This is a genomic window from Parasphingorhabdus halotolerans (assembly GCF_012516475.1).
In the GTDB taxonomy this organism is placed as follows: Bacteria; Pseudomonadota; Alphaproteobacteria; order Sphingomonadales; family Sphingomonadaceae; genus Parasphingorhabdus; species Parasphingorhabdus halotolerans.
This window is the reverse complement of record NZ_CP051217.1, coordinates 1,886,416-1,898,722: the sequence shown is the minus strand read 5'-3', so window position 1 is coordinate 1,898,722 and position 12,307 is coordinate 1,886,416. Positions and strand designations below refer to the sequence as shown.

General features: G+C 54.2%; 16 protein-coding genes and 1 pseudogene. 6 read left to right on the top strand and 11 right to left on the bottom strand.

The window, feature by feature from the left end; genetic code table 11:
- Positions 1-196: 196 nt before the first annotated feature.
- Positions 197-1,180, top strand: a complete 984-nt coding sequence (locus HF685_RS09335) for a TonB-dependent receptor (RefSeq protein WP_246218561.1) — start codon at positions 197-199, stop codon at positions 1,178-1,180.
- A 107-nt stretch (positions 1,181-1,287) separates the two neighbouring features.
- Here the strand turns inward: HF685_RS09335 and HF685_RS09330 are convergent, their stop codons facing one another.
- The 3 genes from HF685_RS09330 to HF685_RS09320 form a co-directional block, all read right to left on the bottom strand.
- Positions 1,288-1,695 carry a hypothetical protein gene (locus tag HF685_RS09330; protein ID WP_168819515.1) on the bottom strand — a complete coding sequence of 136 codons (408 nt, stop codon included), beginning with the start codon at positions 1,693-1,695 and terminating at the stop codon, positions 1,288-1,290.
- Between the two features lie 102 nt (positions 1,696-1,797).
- Positions 1,798-2,445 carry an endonuclease III gene (nth, locus tag HF685_RS09325; protein WP_168819514.1) on the bottom strand — a complete coding sequence of 216 codons (648 nt, stop codon included), beginning with the start codon at positions 2,443-2,445 and terminating at the stop codon, positions 1,798-1,800.
- Positions 2,442-2,696, bottom strand: coding sequence for a hypothetical protein (locus tag HF685_RS09320; RefSeq protein WP_168819513.1), 255 nt, complete (start codon positions 2,694-2,696; stop codon positions 2,442-2,444). The genes nth and HF685_RS09320 overlap by 4 nt, the downstream gene beginning before the upstream one ends.
- Before the next feature lie 209 nt (positions 2,697-2,905).
- Here HF685_RS09320 and HF685_RS09315 point away from each other — a divergent pair, with 209 nt between their 5' ends.
- On the top strand, positions 2,906-3,364 hold the full coding sequence (locus HF685_RS09315; protein ID WP_168818103.1) for a MarR family winged helix-turn-helix transcriptional regulator: 459 nt from the start codon (positions 2,906-2,908) through the stop codon (positions 3,362-3,364).
- Positions 3,365-3,369: 5 nt separating this feature from the next.
- Positions 3,370-4,599, top strand: a complete 1,230-nt coding sequence (locus HF685_RS09310; protein ID WP_168819512.1) for a cytochrome P450 — start codon at positions 3,370-3,372, stop codon at positions 4,597-4,599.
- A 43-nt stretch (positions 4,600-4,642) separates the two neighbouring features.
- On the opposite strand, the gene dapB is transcribed toward HF685_RS09310, so the two are convergent.
- Complete coding sequence (gene dapB / locus HF685_RS09305) at positions 4,643-5,371, bottom strand: 4-hydroxy-tetrahydrodipicolinate reductase (protein ID WP_168819511.1); 729 nt, start codon at positions 5,369-5,371, stop codon at positions 4,643-4,645.
- Positions 5,372-5,619: 248 nt separating this feature from the next.
- Here dapB and HF685_RS09300 point away from each other — a divergent pair, with 248 nt between their 5' ends.
- Positions 5,620-6,330, top strand: a complete 711-nt coding sequence (locus tag HF685_RS09300) for an NAD-dependent deacylase (RefSeq protein WP_168819510.1) — start codon at positions 5,620-5,622, stop codon at positions 6,328-6,330.
- Positions 6,323-6,706, top strand: a complete 384-nt coding sequence (locus tag HF685_RS09295; RefSeq protein WP_168819509.1) for a GFA family protein — start codon at positions 6,323-6,325, stop codon at positions 6,704-6,706. The genes HF685_RS09300 and HF685_RS09295 overlap by 8 nt, the downstream gene beginning before the upstream one ends.
- Before the next feature lie 96 nt (positions 6,707-6,802).
- Here the strand turns inward: HF685_RS09295 and HF685_RS09290 are convergent, their stop codons facing one another.
- The 5 genes and pseudogenes from HF685_RS09290 to HF685_RS09270 all read right to left on the bottom strand — a co-directional run bounded on the left by HF685_RS09290 (position 6,803) and on the right by HF685_RS09270 (position 10,225).
- On the bottom strand, positions 6,803-7,213 hold the full coding sequence (locus tag HF685_RS09290; protein WP_168819508.1) for an MAPEG family protein: 411 nt from the start codon (positions 7,211-7,213) through the stop codon (positions 6,803-6,805).
- Between the two features lie 68 nt (positions 7,214-7,281).
- Positions 7,282-8,063 (bottom strand): annotated as a pseudogene (locus tag HF685_RS09285) (HesA/MoeB/ThiF family protein).
- Positions 8,064-8,148: 85 nt separating this feature from the next.
- Complete coding sequence (locus tag HF685_RS09280; protein WP_168819506.1) at positions 8,149-8,466, bottom strand: hypothetical protein; 318 nt, start codon at positions 8,464-8,466, stop codon at positions 8,149-8,151.
- Positions 8,467-8,503: 37 nt separating this feature from the next.
- Complete coding sequence (gene dut, locus HF685_RS09275; RefSeq protein WP_168819505.1) at positions 8,504-8,950, bottom strand: dUTP diphosphatase; 447 nt, start codon at positions 8,948-8,950, stop codon at positions 8,504-8,506.
- A 3-nt stretch (positions 8,951-8,953) separates the two neighbouring features.
- Positions 8,954-10,225, bottom strand: coding sequence for a bifunctional phosphopantothenoylcysteine decarboxylase/phosphopantothenate synthase (locus HF685_RS09270; RefSeq protein WP_168819503.1), 1,272 nt, complete (start codon positions 10,223-10,225; stop codon positions 8,954-8,956).
- A 495-nt stretch (positions 10,226-10,720) separates the two neighbouring features.
- Here HF685_RS09270 and HF685_RS09265 point away from each other — a divergent pair, with 495 nt between their 5' ends.
- Complete coding sequence (locus HF685_RS09265) at positions 10,721-11,347, top strand: hypothetical protein (RefSeq protein ID WP_168819501.1); 627 nt, start codon at positions 10,721-10,723, stop codon at positions 11,345-11,347.
- A 403-nt stretch (positions 11,348-11,750) separates the two neighbouring features.
- On the opposite strand, the gene HF685_RS09260 is transcribed toward HF685_RS09265, so the two are convergent.
- Complete coding sequence (locus tag HF685_RS09260) at positions 11,751-12,029, bottom strand: hypothetical protein (protein WP_168819499.1); 279 nt, start codon at positions 12,027-12,029, stop codon at positions 11,751-11,753.
- 14 nt (positions 12,030-12,043) lie between these two features.
- Complete coding sequence (locus tag HF685_RS09255; protein WP_168819497.1) at positions 12,044-12,262, bottom strand: hypothetical protein; 219 nt, start codon at positions 12,260-12,262, stop codon at positions 12,044-12,046.
- Positions 12,263-12,307: the final 45 nt, after the last annotated feature.

Genomic DNA, 12,307 nt, shown 5'->3' with positions numbered 1-12,307 from the left:
CAAAATAACGTACTCTGACCGTCCCAGCGGCATCTCCATCAATTGTTCCTAAAAACTGTGACGCGCACAGATCATTGCCATCAAATTCCTCATCAAACGTACAAAATTGTTCCGCTAGATAAGTTGCTGAGCGGACGGCAATTACAACTGGGCGCTGTTTGGAGCTGCCAGTTTTGATATCACTGATACCGTCACGTTGAGCGTCGAAGGGCGTTATGCCGAAGAAAAAGTCGAGCAGTCATCGATCGCACGGAATGCGGGCGGTCCGGCAGTGGCACCGGTGAATGTCGCGGCGACATTCAAAAAGTTCTCACCACGTATCCTACTTGATTGGAAAGTGTCGGCCGACAATCTGCTCTATGCCTCTTTTGCCCAAGGCCAGAAACCGGGTGGCTTCAATGGCGTTACCGCCATTCAGGCAGGCGTGCCTTCTTACCAGGAAGAAGAAGTGGATGCGTTTGAAATCGGTTCGAAAAACGTGTTCTTGGACGGTGCGCTTACCGCTAACTTGGCTGTGTTTTATAACGAAATTCAAGGCTATCAACTCACCCAGAACGTGCAGTCGGCAACGCAGGCAGTGTCAGCTGTTGTTAACGCCGGTGATGCAAGGGTCTTTGGTCTGGAACTCGAACTTGTCGCGCGGCCAAGCGACAACCTGACCTTTACCGCCAATTACGCGCTGGCAGACAGCAAGTTTACAGCCGGTTTTGATGAGAACCAGGGCGTCTTGAACGATGTACTGGATGATCGGCTCGTCAATTGCTCCACCGGAGATCAGTTCCCGAACGTTGCCGGATGCCAGTCCCTGTTCGGCTCGATTGTTGGCAAAAGCATCCCGCGTGCGCCGGTTCATCAAGTATTTGCCGATATTGATTACCGGATGCCGCTGGGCGATGGCGGCTGGAAATTCTTCACCGGGGCGAATGTGAGTCTTGTCTCCTCCAGCTTTGCGCAGGTTCATAATCTCGCGGAAACGGGCGGATCGGCTGTGGCTGATTTCCGGATCGGAATTGAGAACGAAAACTTCAAGATTCAGGGCTATGTGAAGAACTTGTTCGACGAAGATTCGGTAGCGCAGATCATTCGCTATGCCGACGGCAATGATACGTTCAAACGCAACTTCATTGCAAGTTTGCGGCCCGGCCGTCGCTTCGGGGTCGTGCTCAGCGCCCGTTATTGATCGGCTTCTTCTGATACCGATCGGCTTCAATCAAGTTCCCGTGACCACTAGGTTGCGGGAACTTTCGGTGTCGCCTGGAGTCCCGCGCAGCAGACTGGAGCGGCGGTTTAACCTTGGTCGCTATCCCGTCTGGTTTTCTCGATCTTCTGGAATTTGCCCAAACCGCAAGCCGCGCGTTCTTCAATTCGTCCGGCGGTCTGGTCGAGCACCCGAATGATATCGACATTGCACAGCTGGTTTATCGACGTACGGTAGGAGAAGGCCTCTTCAAACGCCAGGCCGCTGCATTTATGGGGCAATGAGTTGCGATAAATATCGCCGCCGCGCATTTTGAAATCAATCGTCTGACTGTCGATTACATCGGTTGAACGGATTTGTGAACGCTGCACGCAGGATTTCGGTTCGCCAACGGTTTTAATGATATATTTGTCATCCTTGGATGATTTGCCGCCAGCATAAGCAGCGCCGCCAGCTGCGACTAGAGAGGCGACGAGAATGGGAGTGATAAAACGCACGGTCTTTCTCCTTGTCCAGATAATCTCCATCAGAACCGCAGAATATGCCTGTTTTCGGATTACACCAAGCTGAACAATGCGCGGCGTGAAAAATGCCTGCGGTCACTTGGTTTTCGGATCGGGCGTCTTTTTCTTGAACCGGCACAAATCAGCCACCGGGCAGCGCCAGCATTCGGGCGTGCGCGCCTTGCAGATATAGCGTCCATGCAGGATCAGCCAGTGATGGGCGCCTACACGGAACGGCGACGGCGTCTGCTTCTCCAGCTTTTTCTCCACCGCCAGCACCGTTTTTCCCGGCGCCAGCCCGGTGCGATTGCCGACGCGGAAAATATGGGTGTCGACTGCAAAAGTCTCCGCGCCAAAAGCACAGTTGAGCACCACATTGGCAGTCTTGCGCCCCACACCGGGGAGTTTCTCCAGCGCATCGCGGTCGGAGGGAACCTCGCCGCCATGCTCGGCGATCAGCATCTCGGCCGCCGCGATCACATTCTTCGCCTTGGTATTATAAAGCCCGATGGTCTTGATATGCTCCTTCAGCCCGTCGAGGCCCAGATCGACCATCTGTTGCGGCGTTGTCACTTTCTCAAACAGCGCCCGCGTCGCCTTGTTCACGCCAATATCGGTGGACTGTGCCGACAGCGCCACCGCGACCACCAGTTGATAGGTGTTGCCCCAATTCAGCTCGGTCTCGGGATCAGGATTATCGGCAGCAAGGCGCGAATAAAATTCGAAGATATCGGCTTTTTTCATGGCGTCCGGTCGATCAATTCCATGAAGTCGCGCGCCGAATTCCGGTCCGCCTCGTCCTCAAACGCACTCTCCAGATCAAGGTGCGTACCGAGCATATAGAGCACCGCCCAAAGCGCAAAGCGACGCCCGCGATCTGTCTCCAGGCCAAAGTCCACCCGCATCCGTTCAATGCCCGCGCCCATCGCCTCGGCGTGAACGGCGGAAAGATCGGCAGTGCCAAAATATCGCCGGAGTTGATCGTCGAAGTTCATCCGGGCGGTCTATGTCGTGGCCGGACGGTTGGCAAGTTGGTCGTGGGATTGGGGTTTGCTTTATCTTGGAAGTTCCGGAAGGAAGGACTTGAACCAATACTAAAAATCGATTTGTTGCCGCAACTTTGTCACCATAATTGAAATATTTTAGGATGGTTGTATATTATAAGGCAGTTTACAATAAATTATGACGGTGATAATGTGGACTTATGGAACTTGTAAAAGACCAACCCGCCAGAGCCTTTCCAACCACGCTTGATGCTTTGACTTTCCGGTTTGAGGATGTGCCGAGGTTACTTCGAAGGACCGTCGATTCCGCGCTGTATGGTTATGAGCTCAGCCGGACACAATGGCGTCTGCTCGCCTATGTTTTGCGCGAAGAAGGCATGACCCAGACAGAACTTGCCCGTTGCCTGGAACTCGAGCGTGCCAGCGTCGGCCAGGCAATTGATGCGCTTGAACGCAAACAATTGCTGGAGCGCACAAAAGAACCCGGAGACCGGCGGGTCTGGCGCATAATGCCGACACGCAAGGCACGGCAACTGCTGCCTGAACTCCGCGACACGATCAACGAAATATATGAACAGATGTTTCGGGGATTTTCCGCTGCCGAGATTGATAAACTGCACAGCTACCTAGACCGGATCATGGTTAATTTTGGAGATTGAAGAAAATGGCAACGCAACTGGACCAAAAAGTAACTGACGCCATTGATCCCAGCGTTCGCGAGCGCTTCGTTGACGGATCGGTTCATGACGTAATGAGGCAGTTGCGCAAGGAAGCACCCATCCACCACTGCGCGGACAGTCCTTACGGGCCCTACTGGTCGATTACCAAGCATCGGGATATCATCGAGATTGAAGCCCTGCCAGCAATTTTTTCGTCCGAAGGCGCGCGTGGAGGCATCTCTATTCTGGACCAGTCGGCGGCAATCGACCAAATGTCGATGGAAACATTCATAGCAATGGACCCGCCGCGCCATACGGCTAAACGCCGTACGGTTTCACCGGCTTTCACACCATCAGAAATGACCCGGCTTTCGGATGAAATTCGTCAACGCACATCAGACCTGCTGGATGAATTGCCACGGAATGAAGAGTTTAACTGGGTAGAACGGGTGTCGGTGCCGCTAACCACCGATATGCTCGCAATTTTGTTCAACTACCCCTGGGAAGAACGACACAAGCTTATCACTTGGTCCGATGCCATCACGTCGTTCGACATGATCGAAAATCTTCCGGAAGAGCGCATGGCGCTGATCTTTGAAATGGTTACGGCGTTTCACCAGCTCTGGGATTTACGATCAAAATCCGAGCAGACGCCAGACCTGCTTTCGATGATGATCCACTCTGACGCCTTGGGCAAAATGGATGCTCAGGAATTTCTTGGCAACATGGCGCTTCTTATCGTTGGCGGCAACGATACGACCCGAAACAGCATGTCTGCTATTCCGGTTGCATTCAGCCAATATCCGGATGAATGGGCAAAAATCCAGAATGATGAAAGCCTGCTTCCCAATGCCGCCAGCGAAGTGATCCGCTGGCAAACGCCGGTCGCTCATATGCGCCGCACTGTGGTTGCAGATGCCGAGTTTCATGGTCACAAATTCCGCGAAGGCGACAAGATTATACTCTGGTACATCTCTGCCAACCGCGATGAAGCCGTTTTTGACAATGCTGACAAGTTTATAGCTGATCGGGAAAATGCCAGACGACATTTGTCTTTCGGTTATGGAGTTCACAGATGCGTTGGAGCTCGCCTTGCGGAGTTGCAGATTCAGATTTTGCTTTCGGAAATGGTGAAACGCAAAATGAGTTTTGAGCTCGAAGGTGATATTGTCCGGGCAAATAACCCGTTTGTGCATGGGATATTGAACGTGCCCGCCCGAATCGGGAGCAATTAGAGGCGCGTCGTTGCGTAAATGCCAAAGCCCGCATTCTTCTTAATCACAACCCCAAAACACCATCCATCCCATAGCGCCCGGCACTCTGCCCGGCCAACCAGCCAGCCGCCTTCACTGCGCCCCGCGCAAAGATCATCCGGTTTTCGGCGCGGTGGGTTAGTTCCAGTCGTTCTTCATCGCTCGCCAATATGACGGTGTGATCGCCCGCGACCGAGCCTCCTCTTAACGCTGCGAAGCCTATCGCGCCTTTGGCTCTTGCGCCGGTGATGCCGTCGCGGCCAGATTCAATATTTGCGCTCAGGTCGACGCCGCGCCCTGCTGCGGCTGCCTCGCCGAGCAATTTGGCGGTGCCGCTGGGGGCGTCGACTTTGTGGCGGTGGTGCATTTCGACGATTTCAATATCCCAGTCATCGCCCAGCTTGCTCGCCGCCTGCTGCACCAGCGCGGCCAGCATGTTGACGCCGAGCGAGGTGTTGCCGGTTTGCAGGATGGGGATGGTCTTTGCCGCCTCGTCGATCAGCTTGTGATGCAATTCCTCCAGTCCGGTCGTGCCGATGACAATAGGTTTTTCATTTTGGGCGCAGCAGACCAGATTGTCGGCCAGTGCAGCTGGCGAGGAGAAATCGACCAGCACGTCACTGGCGCTAACCAATGCGGCGAGATCATCGCCCTGATCGACGCCGCCGGCATGGTGGTGGCCCGCTTCTGCGATGGCGTCCACCAGCGCCTGCCCCATGCGGCCTTTGCTGCCGATAATTCCGATTTTCGTCATCTTTTTCACCCACACTCGTCACCCTGAACTTGGTTCAGGGTCCATTTATCGTCTAGGCAGTTTCTATGAGGCGAAATGGATGCAGAGTCGAGAGACCACCGCAGGTAAACAAGTTCAGCATGACGAGGAAGGAAAATGGGTAAATCAAATTACATCGTTATTGCGAGCGCAGCGCGGCAATCCAGAGCCGTGTTCGCCGCTCTGGATTGCCGCGTCGCTGTCGCTCCTCGCAATGACGGAAAGGGAATATGAGAGACATTCACAACATCGTCATCCTGACCGGCGCAGGCGTGAGCGCCGAAAGCGGGGTCGCCACTTTTCGCGGACCCGATGGCCTGTGGGAAGGCCACCGGGTGGAGGACGTTGCGACGCCGGAGGCCTTTGCGCGCGATCCTGATCTGGTGCAGAAATTTTATGACGAGCGGCGGGCAAAGCTCAAGACAGTGGAGCCTAACGCGGCACATCAGGCTTTGGCCAAACTCGATCAAGCATGGCCGGGTGATTTGTTGTTGGTCACGCAGAATGTCGATGATCTGCATGACCGGGCTGGATCACAACGCCTGCTCCACATGCATGGAGAGCTGAACAGCGCCTGGTGTCTGGCCTGTGGTGAGCGGTCGTCCTTTTTGGATGGACAGATGGCGCTCGATCCTGCCTGTCCGAAATGCGATCAATTCGGGTTTCTGCGACCCGATATCGTCTGGTTCGGGGAAATGCCCTATGAAATGGAGCGAATTGAACTGGCGCTGGCGCAGTGTGATTTGTTCGTGTCGATCGGAACATCGGGTGCGGTCTATCCGGCGGCTGGCTTTGTGCAAAGCGCGCGGCATTATGGCGCGCAGACGCTGGAGATAAATCTGTACCCGTCAGAGGGCAGTTTTCATTTTCACGAAAGCAGGATGGGCAAGGCAGGAGAACTGGTGCCCGACTGGGTAGAGGAGGTTTTGAGCCATGTCTGAAAAGCGGCGTGAAAAGGGATCTGAAAACGGGTCTGAAATGAAAGGCGGATGCCATTGCGGTGCAGTGCGGATTACGGTGCCGGGGCTGCCCGAGCAAGTGTCACAATGCAATTGTTCTCTATGCCGGAAAACCGGCTGGATCGGGGGCTACTGGCATCCTGATGATGTGACGATTGATGCGGCGGAGGGTGCGCTCAATGGCTATGTGCAGGGCGACCGGATGATTACTACATGGAATTGCAAGACCTGCGGGTCGCATACGCACTGGACGCCGATAACCGCGCCGCCGGAGCGGATGGGGTTGAATATGCGGATGTTTGATCTGGCTGACTGGGGGCACCTGCCGGTGACGGAAGTGGACGGGGCGAGTTTTTAAACTAACCCTCAACCGTTCGTGCTGAGCCTGTCGAAGGACAGATGGCTCGAATCCAGATGCTTCGACAAGCTCAGCACGAACGGCACATTGAATTGCCTAGCTCAGCAAATTCACTGTCACGCACAGATAAATGATCCATAGCGCCAGGATCACCATTGTGGTCCAAGTAGTCACCATCGCGATTTGCCGGAATTTTACAGTTTTGCCTGCGTGATGCCGGTGCATGCCAAAGACGTGGAGGAAGCGCCCGATCATGAAGGCGACCGCCAGCACCATGAGCGCCATATGGTTGGCGCTGCTGAGTTCGAGCAGCGCCAGCATGATCAGGGTGACGGGCGTATATTCGATCAGGTTGCTCTGGCAGCCGCGCACCATATCCATATGCTCGTCGTTGCCCGCGCCGAAGGATGTTTCCGTGCGCACGCGCTGTTTGACCACCTGGTAGGACAGATAGATGAAGAACAACGCCAAAATGGCGGCGGTCATTGCGGTTACCGGTAATGTCATGATGGGTCTCCCTGTTGGGCACTAAAAATTTAACTGCTACTATCTGTCAGGCTATGTGAAAAGGCAAGTCAGCTTTGGGAAGGCACTCCGCAACTTTTGCACAGCGGGTCCTTGGGCAGGTTGATGCTGCGCATGGCGGGGCGAGGCCGTCGAACAGTTGCAGTTTTCCGGCGGGATCCTGACCGAATCCGGTGACCACGCGGATCGCCTCCATCGCGGCAAAGCTACCCATGAGTCCCACCATCGCGCCCAACACGCCAACTTCCGAGCAATTGTCGCAGTCATCCGGGTCGAGCGCGTCGCCAACAAAGCAGCGGTAGCAGGGCTTGTCGGCCTCCCACCCGCGGAAGGTGCCAAGCTGCCCCTGAAACTGGCCAATCGCGGCGGAAACCAGCGGGACGCGGTGCGCAACCGACAGATCGGAAACCAGCAGGCGCGTCTGATAATTGTCGGAACCGTCGATAATCGCGTCAAAAGGCGCGAAAAATGCTGCAGCATCTTCGAAAAAATGTTGCGCGGTAAGTCTTTGATTTATGGTATTTATATGAGTATCCGGGTTGATGCGCTCCGCGGCACTTTTGGCAACTTCCACTTTCGCTTTGCCAATGTCCCCACCGGAAAATAAAACCTGCCGCTGCAAATTGGAAAGCGACACCACATCATCATCAATGATCGTCAGTGCGCCAACCCCGGCCGCCGCAAGATATTGGATAGCAGGGCAACCAATACCCCCGGCACCAATGATCAATATATGGGCGTCGAGCAGCTTTTTCTGCCCCGCTCCGCCAATATCCTTCAGGACGATATGGCGCGCATATCGGTCCAGCTGTTCATCGGTAAGTGGGCTCATTCAGGCCAGCGGAAAGTGATCGCCTGACGGTACCATTTCTTGTCGCCATTGCGAACAACCGCGCCATCGCGCCCGGCATATTTTGTCATATGCTCGATGACATATGTTTCGAGCTGCCGACAACCAGTGTCGACCGGAACAACGCGGGTAACTCGTCCTGAGGGGAGACTTCAAGTGCCATATCGACCCGGGCGTGCACCCAGCCAATGTCACTTGGGAGTTTGCAATTGGCCTTCTTGGCGATCCGTTCGGCCTGTCTTTCGTGACGCTCCAGAACAGGAAGTTTTTTCTCAAATTGCGCCAGTTCCAGATTGTAGAAATCAGATGATAATTCCTTAATTTCAATGTCATCGGCAACGGCCAGAGCGCCTGAAAGTACCAAGCCAGCAAAAAACTCAATCATCACAGTACCTCTCGAAAAAAACCATTCTGGTCTCATTCTATACCCCGGTCGAACCAAAACCGCCAGTCCCTCGCTTAGTTTCATCCAGGTCTTTCACTTCGAGCAGGTTTCCGCGCTGGACGGGAGCAACAACAATCTGCGCAATCCGGTCACCAACTCCGACATGGAATGGCTCTTCACCAAGATTGGCAAGAATCACTTTGATTTCTCCACGATAGTCGCTGTCGATGGTTCCCGGTGTATTGAGCACGGATATGCCCTTCTTCAATGCCAATCCTGACCGAGGCCGGACTTGGACCTCATAACCTTCTGGAATCGCGAAGGCGAAACCGGTCCCCACCAATCCGCGCTGGTGCGGGGCAATCGTCAACGCCTCCGCCGCGCGGATATCCATTCCGGCTGAACCGCTGGTTTCATAGCCGGGTAAGGGGAGGTCGCTGGCATGGTCGAGCCGTTTAACCGCGATAGTGATGGGTGCAAACATGACTTAGCTGATCTCTTCGATAATTTTCTGAACAAGTCTTCTGGCGACTTCGGGCTTGGGCAGGCGTTCCCAGATTTCATTGCCTTCCGCGGTCACGATGTGGACGCTGTTGTCCGCGCCGCCCATCACATCTCCGGAAACATCATTGGCGACAATCCAGTCGCATCCTTTTTTCGCCAGCTTTGTCCGAGCATGCTCCGCAATTTTTTCTGTTTCCGCGGCAAAGCCGATCAGCAGATCAGGACGCCGGTCATGTTTTGCCAGGCCGGCCAAAATGTCCGGGTTTTCGGTCAGTTTAAGTGGAGCAGGGGCTTCTCCCTTTTTCTTGATCTTTTGTTCCGCCCGGTTATCCGCGCGCCAGTCGGCAACGGCAGCCACCATGATAGCGACATTCGCAGGCAGCGCAGCCTCTACTGCCGCTTCCATCTCTAGCGCTGTCTCAACATCAACGCGCATCACGCCTGCTGGTGTTGCCAAATGGACGGGACCGGCAACCAACGTAACTTGTGCGCCAGCCTCTGCGGCAGCGGCGGCAATGGCAAACCCCTGTCGACCAGATGATCGGTTGGCGATGTAACGGACTGGATCAATTGGTTCACGAGTCGGGCCGGCGGTGATCAGAACATGTTTACCATGGAGTGGCCTATGTTGATCGGGTGCGAAGGCGGGCTGACCTTCCAACGGATTGGGACCAAGTTCGGATTGCGGCAATCCCGATACCGGTAAAAATGGTGAGCCCAATAAAGACGCGATTTCTGTCATCACCGCTTCTGGTTCAGGCAATCTTCCGGAACCAAATTCTCCGCAAGCCATATCGCCTTCCTCAGGCGGCATTATGATAATTCCGTCATTTTTCAGTTGTGATATATTCCGCCGCGTTGCCGCATGGTCCCACATCCGCACATTCATGGCCGGAACTGCCATCACTTGTGTATCAGTGGCTAGAAGCAGCGTTGTTGCCAGATCATCAGCGATCCCGCCAGCCATTTTGGCAAGCAAATTTGCGGTTGCCGGACAGACGACTACCAAATCAGCTTCGCGCGAAAGCTGGATGTGACCCATTTCGGTTTCATCTTTCAGCGACCAGAGCGTCGTGTGCACTTCATTCTCCGACAGCGCGGCGAGCGTCATCGGCGTCACAAATTGGGCACCCGATTCGGTCAATACGCAGCGCACAGTCATGCCAGCTTTCTTGATCAGGCGAATAAGCTCGCTAGCCTTATAGGCTGCAATCCCGCCACCGATTATCAGCAGAATATGTTTTGGCTTGGTCATAGTTGCTCGCCTTTTGCAGCGCTCAGGCGACCTATGCAAGTGATGGCTGCTGGTAAATTTCGGTTTTTTGTGCATAATATCAAGAAAACCAAAGCCTGTCGCGCATCAGGGTCTATAACGGGGTGTGCAATGAAGAGGATTGTTTCAGCGATAGTATTGGCAGTTGTTGTGGCGCCGTCGGCTGGCCTTCTGAGTTCCTGTGCATCTGTGGAGCCACCGCCTCCACCACCCCCGCCTCCGCCACCCCCTCCTCCTCCTCCAGGTCCTCCACCCGAGTTGCCACCGCAATTCGATATCAACGTGACGCGGGAATTGTGCCGAACTTCGAACGATCCCGTCATATCGGATGCGTGCGCAGAACAGGGGTGGGGTGCCGTTCCCGTGACGATCGGCGGCGGGGGAAGTCTCAATGTGGTTCCACCCAGAAGTGGCCAACTCCAAGGAACAGTTCAAACTGTTGCTTCTGCAAGCAGCCAGAGTCTTCGCAATGAATCAGTGAGTAGATCAGTCAATCTGGTTGAATGCGAAATATTCGACCGGCAGCAGATTTCGGAGAGCAACTGCCGCGAAGCGGAGCGGCAAAATTCAGCTATCGAAGCCGGAATAGCCGGGTTAAATTATGACAAGATAATGTATGTCGATCCGAAGACACCTTATCCCGTCACGCTATTATTGGGTACAAAAGCTGATCCGGAACTGGAAATTGAAACCGCTCCATCTGATGATCAAGTCACCCAGACAATATCAGGATTTCAGCTGTCCGATTTCATGGCGATTGAACTGACCGGCGACGGATTTACAATTGAACCCAGGGGGGAGGTGCAGAAACGGCTGGTCGGCGACCGCCAGGAAAGTTGGCGATGGATGGTCTCACCAACGGTCACCGGCAAAAGACGTCTGGAGGTGAAGATCAAAACCAAGATCTGCATTGACGGGAAATGCGTTGAGAAGAACAAGAAACCCAAATATTATCCGGTTGAAGTGGTCGTGAAGCCCAAGCCGATCAGCGAGAGCATATTAGGCGGCCTTTCGACGCTCCAGAAAATCCTCGTCGCATTGGCATCGGTTGTTGCTGCGGCGGCAGGACTTTGGGCGGCACTCCGCAAATTCAATCAGTCCTGATTAGCGGTGTGGCATTGACGGCCATATCGTAGTTTAAGTCTTTCTGTTGTTCATTGCTCGATAGCCCCTTATTCCGCTGCGATAGAGTGGACCTGCTACCATGGGGCTTAATTTACGGCGGCAGAAATAGATCGCAACGGCTGAGCTGAAAGCAAGTCCAGCACGCGGTATGCCATGCGTGTCTGGAAACGGTCCGTTCCAGATTTCCCAGAACATCCACCCCAGCGCGAGAAATAGGGCGGCGGACAAAAGCCGCCAGCAATGTTCACGCAAATAGAAAGGCAATTTTCTCATCATCGCTCTGTTATAGCGATGTGATTCGATCTTTGCTGTGATCTATATCGCAGGCTAAATTTCGTAGCTGCAATTCAGAATCTAGCGGTAGAGTTTTCTTTGGCAAACCTTAGTCAACCCGGCGGAACATCGTTCGGTTAAACTCGCGCCAGCCATCGTCTTGCAAAATCCAGTCCACGACCTCGATATTGCCATTTTCGTTCAACGTGTAGTTGGAACGCCCCTGCTGCCCGCCGGCCTCACCCCAGATGGTGCTGAGCATTTTTTCGAAATAGCGCGTTACCATCGGATGCAGTGCGCCGCCGGTGTCTGCCCAGAAGCCATCCTTGCTGCCGTTTGTATAATAGCCATGGCCGATAAAGCTTTGGTTCTTGCCATCCCGGTCCATATCGATTTGGTATTTTACCCGGTAGAATTTGTCGGCCGGTCTTTGCTCCAGACCATCGTGGACTTGGAGCGCAGGCCAAAAGAGGTACCTTCGGCTTTCCAGGTGCCGGCAAATTTTTCCATTATTTCTGATTGATGTGCAGTGGGAGAAGGAGGTTCTTCGGCAGCGGCAGGAAACGCGATTAGTAGTGCAGGAGTCATCAGGAATCCGGCGAAAATAAGTCTCAATCGCATGGTATTGTCTCCTATTTGCTAGTGGCATACCGGATTAGTCAGGGA